This window comes from Priestia sp. LL-8 (assembly GCF_036227845.1).
GTDB lineage: Bacteria > Bacillota > Bacilli > Bacillales > Bacillaceae_H > Priestia > Priestia zanthoxyli.
Map to the genome: position 1 here is coordinate 3,295,862 of NZ_JAZAQH010000001.1, position 17,014 is coordinate 3,312,875.

The following is a 17,014-nucleotide window of genomic DNA, read 5'->3' on the forward strand; positions in this document are numbered from 1 at the left end:
ATCAAGTATATCACTTAAGGATAGGATAATGGTAACACAAGTTACGAGTGAGCGATTAAATTTGTACCGCTCTATTCTTTAAGCGCGCTACAAGCGGAACGACGATGATACCCGCTATCACAACTTGCATCACATTGCCTGGTATAGAGCCAAGCGGAAGGATCCAGTTACCGTAAAGAATCACTTCGGCAAAATAGTAGCCTACGATTTTTACAATCAGCGCAGCAACAACTGCCAGCGTGTTCACAAGTGCTCTTTTACCAGGTGCTTTTTCAGATATAAGACCTGCTAAAAAGCCCATGGCCCCTACGATAATAAACGTAAACGGCGCCCATGCTGTCCAGCCGGAGATCAGATCGAATAACCCCATCCCAAAAGCCCCTGCGATGGCTCCTGTTTTTTTGCCGTAAATAAAGGCTGCTATAAAAAGAGGAACGTTGCCTAAATGGATGAGGCCTCCGTTACCCATGATTGGAAGCTTTATGTTGATAAACATTGTCGCTACAAACGTCAGTGCAATAAAAAGCGCATGCATGGATAAAGCTTTGATTTTGGTTGATTCTCTTGGTGAGTATGTTGAATTCATTTGTTGACCTCTTTCTTTTTTTACTACTATCATACTCCTAATTACACACTTAATAAATACGTAAAACTATTTATTTAGTAAGGTATATCATTTTAGCAGCATACAGGGGTTCGCCAACTTTAAAAATTGTCCTATGCGTTCTTAAAAAATAAAGCTGCCTCTGCTTCCTTTAGCAGACTGCGGCGCCTAATTTTTGTTATGGTAAAGAGGCTGTTCGGGCATAATATGAGCAAATCGTTCTTTTTCAAGAGTTGACGAAGGCTGATAAATATGAGAAGTTATATGTTTGTAGAAATGAATGGAATAACTTAGAATTCCAGCGGAACCTGTTACTATAATTGTACTGATATTGACCAAGTCCGTTCAGATTGTGGCAGTCATGATTTTTACATACAGCAAGCAAGTTATAGGAGGAGCAAGAATGGATAATAACGATATTTTAATTAGATTGCGATATGCCTTAGATTTAAAAAATACAGAAATGGTAGAGATCTTTAATCTTGGCGGAGTAGACGTAACAAAAGAAGACGTATTAAAAATCCTTACGAGAACACCGGACGAAGAAGACGAGGATGAAGTTCACGCCGACGAGCACATCTCGTGCAGTAACAGCATGTTAGATTCTTTTTTAAACGGTTTTATTACCTTTAAAAGAGGAAAACAAGACCCTAAACCAGGGCAAGCACCTCCAGCACCGGTTCAGAGTAATCAAAATATGTATAACGTCTTATTAAAGAAAGTGAAAATTGCTTTATCTCTAACAAGTGAAGAGATGTTAGAAGTATTTGATGACGGCGGAATACGTGTATCTAAAGCAGAATTAGGTGCTTTATTACGAAAAAAAGGCCACAAAAATTACAAACCGTGCAAAGAGAATTTTGCTCGAAAATTCCTAAGAGGCTTAACTGTACAATATAGAGGATAACATGATACACACTTTTTCAAATCAGAGTATCCATTATGAAATACGATATAAAAACCGAAGTTCTTTTGCGATCAAAGTCGACGGATACGGAACGGTCGAAGTCCTTGCTCCTAGAGGGACGTCTACTGAACAAGTACTTTCGGTACTAGAGAACAACTGGGCATTGATTCAGCAAAAAATAAATGAAATGAAAGATAGAACGCATGGACCAAAGAAAAAAGTCTATGAACACGGAGAAAGCTTTTTGTATGTAGGAAAAAACTATCCGATACAGATTCATCACGATTCGACTATTACAAAGGATTCTGTAGTGTTTGAAGCGGACACGCTTCAGATTTATGTCAATCAGCACGACGATGAAGCGATAAAACAAGCGCTCAAACGCTTTTACTATCAAAGATGTAAAGCGCTAGTAACTAAGAGTATCTCCTCCTATCAAAAACATTTTAAAACAAAGCCGCGATCCATCTCGATTTCCGATAGCAAAAAAGCGTGGGGCACGTGTGATTCTAATCGTCAGCTAACCTTTAACTGGCGGCTGGCAATGGCACCTCAGCACGTCATTGATTACGTAGTCGTTCATGAAATGTGCCATATGGTTCACATGAATCATGATCGATCCTTTTGGCGTCTTGTCGGGAAAATCATGCCTGACTATCGTGAACAAGAGCACTGGCTGGAAATGTCGAGCTGGGAAATGACGGTGTAAAAAAGAGCAGGAGCCTTTAGGCGTCCTGCTCTTTTCTTATTTTTAACTATAGCGATACTTTCGTAAATCTTTTAAAATAGAAATTTCTTTTAATAATTCTTCTCCGACGTTTGTTTCTAGAACCATCTTTCTTTCTAGTTCTTTGTCGACCAATCGTTTTACGGATAAAACGTCCGTTCCTTCTAATAAAATATCTTCTTTTGAATTAAAGTGTTTGTGCGCAACTAGCTGCATGCCGTAAGAATTATATAACAACGTGTATCCAGCGATACCTGTTGTGGATTGATACGCTTTTGAAAAACCGCCGTCAATAACAATCATCTTTCCATTTGCTTTGACCGGATTTTCTCCTTCGATTTCTTTGACTGGCGTATGACCATTAATAATATGACCATGATCAGGATTCAAATTAAATTCTGCGAGGATGTTTTGGCAGACTTCCTCATTTTCCCGTAAATAGTAGTATGGATTCTTCTTCTCTTTATGCGTTGTTTTATCACTGATAAAATATCGTTCAAACGTCGTCATGGCGCGTTTCCCAAAGAGTGATGAATATTCTCCTGTCCATAGGTACCAGACCATATCTGTTGCCAAATCATCCGTTTCTTCAGGATGTGCAAAAGCCTCTTGTAAATAATGTTCAAACACATCAAGCAAGTTACGGCCTGCATACGTTTTATCTTCTATCGTCATTTTTTCCATGTTTCCTTCTTCATCTAAAGGAATGCAGCCGTGTATTAATAAGTTTCCGTTATATTTCAAGTATAGGCTGCCTTTTTTCATCAGAAACTTCATATGTCTCGCCAGCTTTTCTGAGTGCTGTACAGAAAGCAGCAGTCTTTCCATTACCTGCTCTTCTTCTTCTAATAGCTGATCAGGCTGCTCGGGGTTAACCGTTGCAAAGCAGCTGTTTTCTAGCGGATACGTGTTTCCGTATATCGTAATTTCATTTTTATCATAATCAATTTTTTCAAGCAACAGCCTTTCTGACATATTAAAGAAAGGACGTCTTTTGATAATCGGACTTTCAAGCTTGAACTGAATCATCGCAATGGCCTGGTGAATTTTCGTAATTTGTAGTCGCTCGTGATCGGATAGTTTGTCACTCGAGCTTACTTTTGGTCTAAAAGCAGGATTATCATCATAATATTTCTCCGCCAAGTTAAGCAGCGGTCTCAGGTTAATGCCATATACGTCTTCAATAATATCTAGATTGTCGTATCTCGCGCAGATACGAATAATATTGGCGAGACACACTTTCGAACCCGCAAAAGCGCCTAGCCATAGCACATCGTGATTTCCCCACTGAATATCAACGGAGTGATAGTTAATCAGCGTATCCATAATTTTATCCGGTTCAGGTCCCCGGTCATAAATATCCCCCACTACGTGCAGGTGGTCCACAACCAATCTTTGCGTCGTATAAGCAAGCCCTATAATAAGCTTATCGGCTTGTCCCAGAGAAATAATCTGCTGAACAATCTTTGTATAGTACTGTTCTTTATTTGTAAATTCATCCGTTTTGTATAGCAGCTCTTCAATAATGTACACAAATTGATTTGGCAATGCTTTACGCAGTTTAGAACGCGTGTATTTAGAAGAAGCGTACGAAATAAGATTAAGCATACGATCAATGATTTCTGTATACCATTGATAGAGTTCCTTTTTGTTTCGAAACTGCGCTTTAATCAACGGTAATTTTTCTTCAGGATAATACACTAATGTCGCAAATTCATTGATTTCTTTGTCAGATAATACATTTTTAAAAAGGTCTTTGATTTTCTCTTTTACATTTCCTGAGCCATTTCGCAGCACGTGCTGAAAGGCTTGATATTCGCCGTGTAAATCACTGACAAAATGTTCGGTCCCCTTTGGCAGATGAAGAATAGCTTCAAGGTTAATAATTTCGGTTACCACTTTTTCTTCCGTATCATACTTTTGTGCAAGTAAATCTAGATATTTTGTGTTCAAAACTATGTATCCCCTTTCAACGTTCACCATTTAGTATAATCACCGTTATAACCCTGTAAGATAAATTGTGATTATAATGTTACTCACCTCTTGTTTAACTCTTTTCTCTCCATGCCTCACCTCTTTATTTTAACCTATTTTACGTATGGGTAAAATGGTGTAAAGTCTATTTGGCTATAAAGATTAACGGCTCTTGCTCCCTTGAAGATGATAGCTAGCTGGTAATATAAAAAAACCTGCTGATCTTGTCAGCAGGTTCGATACATATGAAAGAAGCGCACATAATTAAGAAAGTTTACTCCGACCTCTATACAATAGCAGATTTTTTCTTCCTCTGCTGTGAGAAAACGCACAGCGCCGAGTCCTTGCTGATGGTACGATAAAGATGACCTTTCTGAGACAGGAAAAGTCATCCTTTGTATTATATAAGAATCATCATTCTGTTGAATCTCTGTTCTTTTATGTTCAGAGATTTTTTCTGTTAGCTTTGTTAGGTAAAGCACGAGAGGAAAGTTAACACAAATACATATGGTACACGTAGGCTATCTGAGGCTGCTGTTTAACGAAGGAAGAAGTTGTATGTGGCTTTTCCCAGTAACAATTTCTTCTATTATAATATGGAGCGCTGTTGTCAAATTTTTAAAGAAGACACACAAAGGAAAAATCATTACGTTAATGTATGCAGGTACCCTATCCGGCTTCATTCTGACCGTTTCATTTTTTCAAAAGTATCTGGTTTTAAAAAAACTCCGCTAAGCAAATGAGCTATCCAACAGGCGGCTTCTTGCAAGTGGATTTTACGATACAAAAGAAGCAGCGGATGCAAGAATCACGCTGCTTTTCTTATCTCTACACTCCAACCTAAAAGTGGAGTATTGTAGAGTGTTTGTACAAATGTAGTGAATTGTGAACTTAGTGAATATTATTCTTTCTGAAATTACCGCCTTTAACTTCCGCTACGTCATATACCGTAACAAAAGCCGTTGGGTCAATTTCATTGATAATTTCTTTCATTTTACTTTCTTCCAAACGGTTGATTACGCATGTGATTTCCTTGAATTTTTCATGAGAATAACCGCCGTAAGCTTCTTTGTATGTAGCGCTTCGACCTAAACGATCACGTATTGTCTCTACCATTATTGCGGGCTGAGCAGTGATAATCTGGAAGGTTTTCGATCCGCTTAATCCTACCTCTACGATGTGAATAACTTTGGATGCAATAAAGTATGCAATTGCAGAAAGAATCGCGCCTTGCAAACCAAATACTAATGAAACAAAAATAAACACAAATGCATTTAAGAACAAAATAAGATCACTTGTTCCAAACGGCAATTTTCGAGAAAGCAGCACGGCCAGCATATCGATGCCGTCTAGCGCGCCGCCATTACGCAGTGCAATTCCCATTCCAAAACCAAGGATAATACCGCCGACAACGGTTACGAGTAGTGTATCTCCTTCAATAATCGCTGGAGTGTGATGCATGAGGCTTGTACCGACAGCTAGTGAGACGATTCCGAGGATGGAAAATACAGCAAAACTTTTCCCGATTTGTTGATACCCTAACCATACAAAAGGAATGTTAATAACGGCAATTAGAACTCCTAATGGCAAGCCAAATAGGTTTGAAGCAACGATACTAATGCCTGTTACCCCTCCATCTGAGACGTGGTTTGGAATTAAGACAGTTTCTAAGCCGTAAGCTGCAATAATCCCTCCGATAATGACCATTAGTGCTCGGAAAGCAATTTTCAGCCGCTTAGGCCTGTGGTGTTTTTTAGTTGTGTTCATATAATTCCTCGCTTTTAAATGTTTTTTACTATTTAAGTGTACCACAAACATTCTCTTTATTTGAACTAAGGAGGCTTACGTATCGTTTTTTAGTTCACATAGTGCAAACATGGATAAAGGAGAACTTCTAGCTTTACAGACTCTATCCTTGCAATAAGTCCCTATTTCTGTTAAGTTTAAGAAGAATTATTTTTGTTCGGTAAAGATTGATAAGTTTAAGAACTTTCGTCTGTAGATTTGAGCAAGGATAGTAACACAATGTGTGCGTGTCACACTAGGAGGCAACAATTATGGAACAAGGTAAAGTAAAATGGTTTAACGCAGAAAAAGGTTTTGGATTCATCGAACGCGAAAACGGAGACGATGTATTCGTACATTTCTCAGCAATCCAAAGCGAAGGCTTCAAATCTTTAGACGAAGGTCAAGCAGTTACATTTGACGTAGAACAAGGTCAACGCGGCCCTCAAGCTTCTAACGTTCAAAAAGCGTAATCCATCATAAATACAAAAAGACAGACTCTATAGAGTCTGTCTTTTTCATTCCCTTGAAATGTAATAATAAAACCCTATCCACTGAGGAATAGGGCTTATTAATACAAAAATAGTAATCGGTAATACAAATGGTAAATTCAGTATAGCATAGTATAGACAAAATCCAAACTATAAATCAATATTTCTTCATGAATAATTATGATTCGTGTTTTATTAACTCTTCTTCAAAGAAAAATGTACTGGGATATTTATCAACTGTATAAGAATATCTTTTCATGTTTTTCACATAATGACTTTTTAAAATGATCACTATTTCATTAGATGCTTTTATACTTACCGTTTCTCCATTAGCAAATAAGCTTATACTCATATCCTTCATCCTCTCTCATATCAAAAACAAGCAAATTTTCAACTTTATTTATCGGGAAATATAATTTGCATCTTATATTTGACTTTATCAGTATTCTGATAGTCAGCAGCCTTTTCCAACGGCTAGTCCAGCGAAGGTTAGTTATTTTTGATACCTTAAGTATACCTACTCCTAAAGCATATCATTCTATAGCTATAAGGTATTCTTTTCTATTTATTTACGACACAGGATATAGGTAGCTCTTCTTTACTAGCTTTCTATCTTCAATGTCTATACTTATGTTTAAAGTAACCTTTTTAAAATCATTTCTTTTTTAATTATTAAAATACCAAGTAAAAAGACCCCTATGTGGAGTCTTTTTACTTGGTATTAATTATGCTACTTTATGAACGTTAGCAGCTTGTGCTCCGCGTTGACCTTGTTCAATGTCAAACGTTACTTTTTGACCTTCTTCTAACGATTTAAAGCCTTCACCTTGAATAGAGCTGAAATGTACGAATACATCGTCTCCGCCTTCAACTTCGATGAAGCCGAAGCCTTTGTCTGCATTAAACCATTTCACTGTACCTTGTTCCATAATAGTGCCTCCTGGTGTGGAATACTCCACGGTTGTATTACTACCCTTGTCCAACCATACTATCTTAAGATAAAAAATTCTATTGAAGAGATTTCTCTTCTCTCAATCCTATACCGAACAAAAATAATTAATTTAATCGTAACATACGGAACCGCAGATAGCAAATACAGGAAATGGAATAAATCGTCGAACGATAAAAAAGAGCCTTCTCTTTGTAAATCTATACAAGGAAAAGGCTCTTTTTTTATTCATATGCTGCACAGCAGCTTGTTATTCAACTTATTTTTCTGTTTGCTCTGTGTGCCACCATAATGAATCTTTTGGATTTTCAACTGCTTCATTGTATTCAGATTTAGAAGCAACCGTTGGGTATGAACCTTTGAGTGATTTTCCTGCCGTGTTCGCAAACAGGAACAAGATTACGAAAAATCCAATGATACTCACAATCGTTAGATAGAACGCTGGAGCCAAGTGATTGCCTGTTGCGTGAACTAACCATGTCGCAACTAATGGCGTCGTTCCTCCAAAAATAGAAACTGAAACATTAAACGTGATTGCTAATGTTCGGTAGCGAATATCTGTGTAGAACATTGTTGGCAGCGTTCCTGGCATTGTTCCTTCATACGTAGCAAGTAAAACACCTAGAATAAGAATACCGATTGAAACAAATACTAAACCATTTAAGTTGATTAAGTAGAACGAAAAGGCTGACAGTAAGCTCAATCCGCCTAAACCGATTAAGAAAACTTTCTTGTTTCCGATTTTGTCGCTCAGTTTTCCAAACATAAGCGCAAGCGGCACCATTAAAATCATAACTGCCGTAATTAATACCGTACCCACTGTGTTTGATAAGCCAATAATTTCATTTAAATAAGAAGGCATGTACGATAATAGCATATAGTTTGTAATGTTAAAGAAAGCCACGGCTACGAAACAAACAAACACATCTTTTTTGTGATTTTTTAAAATAGAGAGGAAGCTTTCTTCTTCAACTTCGTCTTCGTTGGAAAGTTCATTTTCAAAAATAGGTGTTTCCCCTAAACTTCTTCGTAAATAAAAACCAATAAGTCCTAAAGGTAATCCTAATAAGAAGGGAATTCTCCAGCCCCATGAGGCCATCTGTTTATCCGACAGAACAAAAAACAGTAAGCTAGCTAGTAGTGAAGCAAGAATATAACCAACAAGTGTACCGATCTCTAGTCCACTTCCAAGTACATTTCGCTTATTATCTGGAGACGATTCTGCAATATACACCATCGCACCAGCATATTCACCACCAGTTGAAAAACCTTGAATGATTCGTGCAATTAATAAAAGGATGGGTGCCCATATACCGATTTGATCATATGTAGGTAACAACCCAATGAGTAATGTGGAAAAGGCCATTAAAATAATGGTGGTGGTTAAAACGACTTTCCTTCCTAACTTGTCCCCGATTTTACCGAATATAACACCGCCTAATGGACGCATTAAAAAGGCAATCGCAAATGTGGCAAATGTGAACACTAATTTGAGCTGATCATTTTCAACTGCGCTAAAAAAGTTTTGACTAATAATTACGGCTAAATATGAATACAAGCCAAAGTCAAACCATTCCATCGCGTTTCCTACTCCTGTAGCAAAGACGCTTTTTTTAGCTTTGTCAATATCTACGACGTTAATTTTTTTCTTATTAAACTTCATTTCATCACGTCACCTCCGCGGTATACGATTATACAAGACTGAGTAGTAAAGTCAAATCTGACTTACTGTATTTCACACGTAACTGTCTTGGAACACTACTTATTTTTGAGTAAAAAACGAAAACTATTCATGTGATGTTAAATATTAAAAAAGGTTATGGCTAAAGGGTTTGAAGCCAGAAAAAGCTGAGGAAGGAACGCTAATAAATAAATTAATTAGAACCAAAATAAACTTTTTTTATTTCAACGTACAATTAATCGCTGCTAAAAGAACGGATTTTTCCTAAAACAGGGAACGTTTTCGATGAAATTACAGTCGCTGAAATAGTAAATTCCCGTTAAAGATAGTGCATCTGGTTTACAATGCGCTTGGTAGCAATTTCCACTCAGGTTATCTTACAATTATTGTTACAACCCATTAGATATAAGCTTTATTTTTTGTAATAAATACACTGCTTCTATTACAAAAATTATGTAGCCTTAAAAATAAATATAAAGCTCGTTCTAACAAGTTCAACAATGGATGATTCGGTCCATAGAATAAAACTTTAAGATTTGGATGGGGTTCGAGGGATAGAAATTCAACTCCTTTCTCCCTATAATCATTCGTGGCTTCAAGTAAGTTTTCTACTGTAAAAGCAGGCTGGTTTACAGTGCCCCTTTTGGCATATTATTCAATTTACGTAATATGCCTGCTCAACTCCCTCACCAAGCTATTTTTCCGGATAGAAAGATATCCTCTTTCTTCTCTTAGATACCCCATAAGACGAACTTTAAACCTAAATACATCCGTATAGTTTTGAACATAAAGATACGCATTTATTACATTTTTTTACATTAAATAAACGTTTTATCTGCAATAGAATAAAAAAATAGACCTCCGCTTAGACGGAGATCTATTTTTTTCACTTATTTTATTTTTTAGTAAGGCTGCCATTTCGCTCTAAAATAGGTACTTCAATATCTACCGTGTTTGGATATTTAACTCCAAGCCCTGTATTTAAAGCAACAACCGTTTCGTTTTCTTTGATCCATCCTTCTTCTCTTAAACGGCGTGCAGCTAAGAATGTAGCAGCGCCTTCCGGACAAATGAACGAACCTTCAAGCTGCGCAACCTTTTTTTGTTCCTCCACAATTTTATCTTCGTCGACCGCAATTGCGCATCCATTTGTGTTGTATACGGCTTCTAAAACAAGAAAGTCTCCGATTGCTTTTGGTACGTTAATCCCAAAGGCAATGGTTGAAGAATCCGGCCAAAATTCAGATTCTTGTTTTCTTTCATTCCATGCTTTTACAATAGGCGCACAGTTTTCAGCTTGTACCGCTACTAGACGAGGAAGATCACCTTTAATCCAGCCAAGCTCTTTTAATTCATTTAACGCTTTATAGATTCCAATTAAGCCAACGCCTCCTCCTGTTGGATATAAAATCACATCAGGAAGATTCCAAGAAAACTGTTCAGCAATTTCTAGGCCCATTGTTTTTTTACCTTCGATTCGGTACGGCTCTTTAAGCGTAGAAGCGTCATAAAGACCCCAGGCTTTAATAGCTTCACCGACAATTTTACCCGCATCACTGATGAGTCCATCTACTAAGTAAAGGTCAGCTCCCGCGACAGCACACTCATTTCGTGTAATAACAGGCGCATCTTTTGGCATGACAACGGTTGCTTTTATGTCAGCTCGTGACGAATAAAGCGACCAAGCAGCTCCCGCGTTCCCATTTGTAGGCATCGCTAACTGTTCAACGCCAAGTTCTTTTGCTTTTGACACACCTACAGCGGCACCTCTAGCTTTAAATGATCCCGTTGGAATAATGCCTTCATCTTTCATATATAAGTTTTGAATGTTCATTTCTTTACCTAGCTTAGGCATTTTTATAAGCGGAGTCATCCCTTCGCCTAAGGAAACGACGTTTTTAGGATCTTCTACTGGAAGCAGCTCATGATATCTCCATAAATTTGGTTCCCTGCTTTGAACATCTTCTGGAGTCAGGTTACCTTTCAATCTCTCTAAATCATACGCTACCAATAGCGGTGAGCCACATTCACATAATTGATGTTTTTCTTTCGGACTATATTCTTTTTTACATTTAGGACAATATAAGTGAGAAACATAACTAAACGGCATCATACACACTCCTTTAAATTCTGTAAACGTACTATATACATTATAATTTATATTATTTTCATCAGAATTATAAGGTATGATTTACCCATCATTTTATTGAATATTAATAAAAGCATAAAAATCCTATTGAATTAGGATTTTTATGCTTTTCCACACTTTAATTATCGGAATAATCACCTTTATTAATAAGCAGTAGCTCCTCTTCGAATTTTAACACCGAACCTTTTGCTATTATTCGAAATGAAATTAAACCAGCAAAACCTCTCCTGAACTATTTAACAATTAAAAATAAGACTACAAAAACTCGTTTTTAGCGCCGTGTTTGAGCGGCGTCAAAATTAACGGTCTCTCCCTATTCCTAAACAGATTTATTCACACTTTCTTTCTTAAAGATTCCTATTAAAAGCGTAACAAGTCCCACTATAAAGAAAAACGGAAACAATAACATCATTAATGCAACTCCCGCAAAACCTTCTTCCTGGCTAATCGCAAACAAAATTGAAACGACCCATGAAAAGAATGGAGCTATAATCAATATGATTGTTGTTCCCCACACTATATATTTTCTTTTAGCTGATTTGCCTTGGCTTAGTCCGCTTGCGAACATCAGACCTACTACTAAAACCGTTAATGCAACTCCAATTGCCATTCCATCACCGCCTTTAACAGCCGTTTATTTTTCACTTTACAGTGTTTTCTTTTTTGCCTCTTGAACGGAAATGAATACACTTGTAATAACGAGTAAGAGTAAACCTTCTCCGATAGTTATTAAACCTTTTATTTAAATGTCTAAAGCATCAAACCCGCTTATTTTGGCAAAATCGTAAAGAAGTAAAAACAAACCGAACAACACCGTAACAAAGGAAATAACAAGGGCCACTATTCTTTTTTTAAACGCAATACTTATAAAAAGGATTACCGTAAATACGATACTAATGGCCATACAATTATTAAGAATGAACGACATAAGCATCCCCTTAAACACCTTTTTACTCCATTAATCTTACTCAAACCTAAACCCAATCCCACCATCTACAATAATGTTTTGACCCGTAATAAAAGATGCGTCATCCGAAAGAAGCCACTTTACTGCTTTTGCCGCTTCAAGCGGATCACCAATTCTGCATAGCGCGTTTAGCTTTTGATAGGATTCATTGAGCTTTGCTTTTTCGTCTTCAGATAAATCTGAAAATCTTTCTTCTAACATAGGCGTACGAAATGCACCTGGGCACAAAGAGTTAATTCTTATATTTTGATGACCATATTCTTGAGCAACTGATTTTGTTAAAGCGATCACACCGCTTTTCCCAGCCGCATATACGCCAGTCCCTGCTGAACATAAAATAGCGTCCATTGACGACGTATTCACAATGACCCCGCTATTTTGTTTTGTCATTACCTGCAGCTGATATTTCATGCAAAGCCATACACTTTTTAACGTAACGTTTATTAAATGGTCAAAGTCTTCTTCTTTGAATTCATGAGTAGCATTAGAAGCTGCCTCCGTGTTAGCCGCATTATTAAAGCCCACATCAATTTTTCCAAACGTAGAGTATGTTTGGCTCACGAGATTTTTGACATCTTGACTATTCGTTACATCCGTTTTGATAAAAAGAGAGTGAGGAGACCACTTTCTTAATACAGAAAGAGCTTCTTCTCCTTTTTCACTATTTCTAGAAGCAATCACGATATGCATGCCCTCTTTTGCGAGTAATTCCGCTGTTGCTAAGCCAATCCCCGACGTTCCACCCGTAATGATCCCTACTTTTTCTTCAAACATATCTTTCTCCCCTTTTGCGTTTAATGAAGTCCCAACAAATTAAATTTAGTAACATTAGCCATAGAAGTTATTCAGCTTTAGGTAGATTAATCCCTGCTTTAAAACACTAAAAAGAGACTGGGACAAAAGGAGATTAGACGAAGTGAAAAATGAGTCATTGATCAATACTTTTGATTCGTGGTTCGTTTGTTTGTGGTAAACATAGGTTTCATGTGTGTAGGTTTTTCTAGCAGTTGATTGGAGGGCAAGGCGAAGACTCCTGCGGGAAAAGCGGAACAGGTGAGACCCCGCAGGAGTGTAAGCGACGAGGAGGCTCAGCGGCCGCCCGCGGAAAGCGAAGACTTGCACGGAAATCAACTGCGATGTAACGAGCGGTTCAGCTCATGCATACTAGTTATTGTTTTTAGATTGGATTCATATCTCATTATGTCTCAACCTCTTTTGATTAGCTACTAATCTGATGCTGAGAAACAGATAAAGTAGATTTTCGATTCCATAAATAAAAGGCATATCCGCTTAAAAATAGAAGCAGCGCGTAATTAATAAGTAAAGAATCGTTAGCGTCGACAGGGCTTGTAAACTGGAGAAAATTATTTAAGCCGTGGAATGCAATCGTAATTCCAATCGATTGACCGTTAACAATCAGCAAAGCGAGTACCAATCCAATAACAAATGCAAATAGAATTTGAAAAATTGTATTTGCTACCGATTGACCGCTTAGCATATTCAAACTGTGCGTAAAGGCAAATAGGAACGATGATAGAAGAACCGCCACTTTATAGCTTTTTGATAACAGCAAATTCAGCATAAATCCTCTGAATACCATTTCTTCTACAAATGCTATGACTAGAGTTTGGGTAAGCAAAATAAGAACAAGATCAGCAATGGAACTTCCGTGTACACCTTTGTTCCCTATGAGGATAATAAGCAAATACAAAAGAAGCGGAGAAAGAAACAGGATTCTCGTTCTAAACGACATGTTTTGTTGAAATGAGAAAAAATGCTGCCACTTTTTTGTTTTTGTTAGATAAAATGCTATTCCAATCGCCAAAGGGACAACTCCTAAAAACTGAAGATAATGTGCAGTAGGATGCGTCATGCTCACGTATACACCGTTTACCACAAACCAAAAGATAACTAAGATTTCTAGGCCAATAACTTTCCACAAAAGCTTTGACTTGATCATCACTACACCATCTTTCTGCTTTAGGTTTCATTGATAACCTATACTATTCGTTTTAAGAATTTTATATGTTTTCACCCTTTTATGATTTGAGCTCAAAGACCATGTGCGACAACGCTTCTTCCTTTTAAAATAAGAAAATAGTTCCTTACTTTTTTTACTGTGACTACACAAGGTATAAAAACACACAAAATCCTGCCCACGTGACGTAGTCACTAAACTCCATTTCTTTACCGCCTCTAACAAGTACATTTACAGCCCAATTCAAAGCACTTCCCTCAGACGTTTTATCTACATACTTTCTCGCTAAAGCGTATGCTCCCACTCGAAATAAGTAATAGGTTAGTAAACATAAAAAAGATAGGGTCATAAAATTTAAATTTAACTCTTTCACTTGGTACACCTCATTATTTTTCTGCTATTTCATCGGATGGCTTACGCTGCTTGCTCTTTTATCCTTGTTCATAAAAATCCTTTTTGACATCTTTTAAAAGTTTTAAGATGTTTTTATAAAAACAAGTAATTAACATGCCCGCGATGTTGGTGACCATCATAATTGTAAGATTGCCGATAATCAGGCTAAGAAAAGTACCAAGAAACATAATACCTATTCCGATATAAAAACCTGGATGAAACAGTTCATCGTCATCTTCTTTTTCTTCTTCCTCAATGTTTAGTCTGTTTTGTAATGTGGCATCCTTTTTAATAAATTCATCAATAGTCGTCTCGTAGATGTCGCTTAATTTTAAAAGATGCTGAATGTCAGGATAGCTTTTATTATTTTCCCACTTATGTATGTGCTGTACCGATACACTCAGCTGCTCAGCAACCTCTTCTTGAGACATCTTTTGTTCTTCTCTTAACTTTTGCAATTGATTTCCTAACCTCAACTCATTCACCTCTATAACTATGACAGCGTGTAAACAAAATTTGCTTGCACTACGTTTTCTCGTTTTCTACAATTCTAACATATTATGGTAAAAAAGAAAGAAACAGTAATGAGACGTGTAAACCATAAAATGACACCACTAAAAAATAGTGAGAATTCTCATGTGTAAAAAATGAAAGAATGCACTTTTATCTTCATCCTTTTAGTGTTTATACTAAATAGTGGATTGTACGAACATAGAACTGAAAAAGGAGGCAAAATGACGATGGAAATGCTACTGATTTATCTATTTGTTATCGCTCTTATTGGATTCATTATTTGGAGAAAGATGAAAAAGAAAAATAAGCCCATTAAAAAGAATGGACTTGGTATATTAGCACCTATTTTTTTCATATTAATTGCATTTTCACTTAGTCTAAGTCAGCTGATGCACATACCGGGCCAGCCCTTTCACTTACCACCCTACTGGGAAATGCTGATTGCTGGTGTATTAGGTATTATATTTGGACTTATTATGCTCAGCCAAACAGACTATGAAGTAAGAGAAGACGGCTTCATTTACTCAAAGCCAAACAAGAATTTTAAATATGTGATTATCGCCATTATCTTTATAAGAATGGCTTTGAGTCAGTACTTCAAAGGATTAGACTCGATAGACTTCGCGGTCTTAACGATGACACTAGCTTTTATATATATTGTCATTTGGCGAGGTGGCAGCTATTTAAAATTCCGTAAACTAAATGGTGATAATTACAGCGTAAATGCTGGATAATCATCAATATGACTAGTCCTTCTTCCTGTTTGGAAAGAAGGATTTTTGTCATAGTGAGTAAAAGTCTCGCGTGTTGTGTAAGACGACACATATATTGTATAATGCAATATGTGTTTTTTATAACGGTAGTCTATATATAAAAACAGATTATATGAAAACTGTACCTGGTCACCCGCTGTTTGATTTACAGGTAGATTATGAAAGGAATCATACTATGACATTTATCAATTCTGTAACAGGCCCAGTCAGCACGTCAGAACTAGGGCTAACGTTAATCCATGAACATATGCGCGTTCGTTCTGAATCTGTTCACGCACAGTTTCCTCATTTATATGATGAGAAACAAGAAGTTGCAAAAGCAGTCGAACAAGTTAATCGCGCGAAGAAGCTCGGAGTCAAAACCATCTGTGATCCTACGGTAATGGAACAAGGGCGCGATATTCGCTTTATTGAAAAAATTGCCCGTGAAACGGACACTCAAATCATTGCAGCTACAGGAATTTATACGTATAACTACATCCCTACCCATTTTCAAACTCGCAGCATTGACTATATGGCAGACCTGTTTGTTCGAGACATCGAAGTCGGTATCCAAAACACGTCGATTAAAGCAGGCTTTCTAAAATGCGCCACGGATGCACCTGGCGTAACGGCGGATGTAGAAAAAGTAATGCGTGCCGTTGCACGAGCTCATAAAAAAACGGGCGTGCCGATTATGACCCATTCACATCCTGCAAGCGGCACAGGCTTAAAGCAGCTTGATATCTTACTTGAAGAAGGTGCTAATCCACATCAAATTCTGATTGGACATACGGGAGATACGGATAACCTTGAATATATTTCAAACATCTTAAAACAAGGAGCTTTTATTGGAATGGACCGCTACGGCCTGACTAGAGAATGTTCAACTGAAAATAGAAATAATACGGTCATCCAGTTAGCTAAACAAGGCTATTCAAACCGCATGTTTCTCTCACAAGACTACTGCTGTACAATGGACTGGTTTCGAGAAGGCGTGATTGAAGAACGTTTTCCAAAATGGTCGATGAGCTTTGTGTTAGAAGAAGTCGTGCCGGAGTTAAAAAGAAAAGGCGTAACGGAACAGCAGATTCAGCATATGCTTTTTGATAACGCCCGCTGCTGGTTTGAAGGAAAATAATTG

Annotated in this window: 18 protein-coding genes; 6 read left to right on the plus strand and 12 right to left on the minus strand. The window is 37.3% G+C overall.

Annotated features, from left to right (window positions below):
- Positions 1 to 55 precede the first annotated feature (55 nt).
- On the minus strand, positions 56 to 586 hold the full coding sequence (locus U9R83_RS17020) for an ECF transporter S component (RefSeq protein ID WP_033580236.1): 531 nt from the start codon (positions 584 to 586) through the stop codon (positions 56 to 58).
- 421 nt (positions 587 to 1,007) lie between these two features.
- On the opposite strand from U9R83_RS17020, the gene U9R83_RS17025 reads away from it, so the two are divergent.
- Together U9R83_RS17025 and U9R83_RS17030 are read left to right on the plus strand one after the other, a co-directional pair.
- Entirely contained in the window at positions 1,008 to 1,511 is a 504-nt protein-coding gene (locus tag U9R83_RS17025; protein WP_208733153.1) for a DUF1456 family protein, read from the plus strand.
- 1 nt (position 1,512) lies between these two features.
- Positions 1,513 to 2,220, plus strand: coding sequence for a M48 family metallopeptidase (locus U9R83_RS17030; protein WP_208733151.1), 708 nt, complete (start codon positions 1,513 to 1,515; stop codon positions 2,218 to 2,220).
- Positions 2,221 to 2,262: 42 nt separating this feature from the next.
- On the opposite strand, the gene fbp is transcribed toward U9R83_RS17030, so the two are convergent.
- Together fbp and U9R83_RS17040 are read right to left on the minus strand one after the other, a co-directional pair.
- Positions 2,263 to 4,191, minus strand: a complete 1,929-nt coding sequence (gene fbp / locus U9R83_RS17035) for a fructose-1,6-bisphosphatase (protein WP_042992012.1) — start codon at positions 4,189 to 4,191, stop codon at positions 2,263 to 2,265.
- Between the two features lie 912 nt (positions 4,192 to 5,103).
- Positions 5,104 to 5,979 carry a YitT family protein gene (locus U9R83_RS17040; protein ID WP_042992011.1) on the minus strand — a complete coding sequence of 292 codons (876 nt, stop codon included), beginning with the start codon at positions 5,977 to 5,979 and terminating at the stop codon, positions 5,104 to 5,106.
- A 290-nt stretch (positions 5,980 to 6,269) separates the two neighbouring features.
- Here U9R83_RS17040 and U9R83_RS17045 point away from each other — a divergent pair, with 290 nt between their 5' ends.
- On the plus strand, positions 6,270 to 6,470 hold the full coding sequence (locus tag U9R83_RS17045; protein ID WP_013058096.1) for a cold-shock protein: 201 nt from the start codon (positions 6,270 to 6,272) through the stop codon (positions 6,468 to 6,470).
- Positions 6,471 to 7,213: 743 nt separating this feature from the next.
- Here U9R83_RS17045 and U9R83_RS17050 read toward each other — a convergent pair.
- The 6 genes from U9R83_RS17050 to U9R83_RS17075 all read right to left on the minus strand — a co-directional run bounded on the left by U9R83_RS17050 (position 7,214) and on the right by U9R83_RS17075 (position 13,008).
- Positions 7,214 to 7,417, minus strand: coding sequence for a cold-shock protein (locus U9R83_RS17050; RefSeq protein WP_014459099.1), 204 nt, complete (start codon positions 7,415 to 7,417; stop codon positions 7,214 to 7,216).
- A 279-nt stretch (positions 7,418 to 7,696) separates the two neighbouring features.
- The gene (locus U9R83_RS17055; RefSeq protein ID WP_014459098.1) at positions 7,697 to 9,100 is read right to left on the minus strand and encodes an MFS transporter; all 1,404 of its coding nucleotides are present in this window, start codon (positions 9,098 to 9,100) and stop codon (positions 7,697 to 7,699) included.
- A 913-nt stretch (positions 9,101 to 10,013) separates the two neighbouring features.
- The gene (locus tag U9R83_RS17060) at positions 10,014 to 11,228 is read right to left on the minus strand and encodes a threonine synthase (protein WP_042992010.1); all 1,215 of its coding nucleotides are present in this window, start codon (positions 11,226 to 11,228) and stop codon (positions 10,014 to 10,016) included.
- A gap of 358 nt (positions 11,229 to 11,586) precedes the next feature.
- Positions 11,587 to 11,877 (minus strand): hypothetical protein, encoded by a 291-nt coding sequence (locus U9R83_RS17065; protein ID WP_014459096.1) that lies wholly within the window; start codon positions 11,875 to 11,877, stop codon positions 11,587 to 11,589.
- 132 nt (positions 11,878 to 12,009) lie between these two features.
- On the minus strand, positions 12,010 to 12,195 hold the full coding sequence (locus U9R83_RS17070) for a hypothetical protein (RefSeq protein WP_014459095.1): 186 nt from the start codon (positions 12,193 to 12,195) through the stop codon (positions 12,010 to 12,012).
- A gap of 36 nt (positions 12,196 to 12,231) precedes the next feature.
- Positions 12,232 to 13,008, minus strand: a complete 777-nt coding sequence (locus tag U9R83_RS17075; RefSeq protein WP_014459094.1) for an SDR family NAD(P)-dependent oxidoreductase — start codon at positions 13,006 to 13,008, stop codon at positions 12,232 to 12,234.
- Between the two features lie 233 nt (positions 13,009 to 13,241).
- On the opposite strand from U9R83_RS17075, the gene U9R83_RS17080 reads away from it, so the two are divergent.
- On the plus strand, positions 13,242 to 13,376 hold the full coding sequence (locus tag U9R83_RS17080) for a hypothetical protein (RefSeq protein WP_014459093.1): 135 nt from the start codon (positions 13,242 to 13,244) through the stop codon (positions 13,374 to 13,376).
- A gap of 77 nt (positions 13,377 to 13,453) precedes the next feature.
- Here the strand turns inward: U9R83_RS17080 and U9R83_RS17085 are convergent, their stop codons facing one another.
- The 3 genes from U9R83_RS17085 to U9R83_RS17095 all read right to left on the minus strand — a co-directional run bounded on the left by U9R83_RS17085 (position 13,454) and on the right by U9R83_RS17095 (position 15,081).
- Entirely contained in the window at positions 13,454 to 14,194 is a 741-nt protein-coding gene (locus tag U9R83_RS17085) for a CPBP family intramembrane glutamic endopeptidase (RefSeq protein ID WP_042992009.1), read from the minus strand.
- Positions 14,195 to 14,357: 163 nt separating this feature from the next.
- The gene (locus U9R83_RS17090; protein WP_014459091.1) at positions 14,358 to 14,585 is read right to left on the minus strand and encodes a hypothetical protein; all 228 of its coding nucleotides are present in this window, start codon (positions 14,583 to 14,585) and stop codon (positions 14,358 to 14,360) included.
- Positions 14,586 to 14,643: 58 nt separating this feature from the next.
- Positions 14,644 to 15,081 carry a helix-turn-helix domain-containing protein gene (locus U9R83_RS17095; protein WP_042992008.1) on the minus strand — a complete coding sequence of 146 codons (438 nt, stop codon included), beginning with the start codon at positions 15,079 to 15,081 and terminating at the stop codon, positions 14,644 to 14,646.
- 264 nt (positions 15,082 to 15,345) lie between these two features.
- Between U9R83_RS17095 and U9R83_RS17100 the strand changes: the two genes are divergently transcribed.
- Together U9R83_RS17100 and U9R83_RS17105 are read left to right on the plus strand one after the other, a co-directional pair.
- Positions 15,346 to 15,852: a CcdC protein domain-containing protein gene (locus U9R83_RS17100; RefSeq protein ID WP_042992007.1), complete on the plus strand. Its 507-nt coding sequence runs from the start codon at positions 15,346 to 15,348 to the stop codon at positions 15,850 to 15,852.
- 214 nt (positions 15,853 to 16,066) lie between these two features.
- Complete coding sequence (locus U9R83_RS17105) at positions 16,067 to 17,011, plus strand: phosphotriesterase family protein (RefSeq protein ID WP_328575335.1); 945 nt, start codon at positions 16,067 to 16,069, stop codon at positions 17,009 to 17,011.
- Positions 17,012 to 17,014 lie beyond the last annotated feature (3 nt).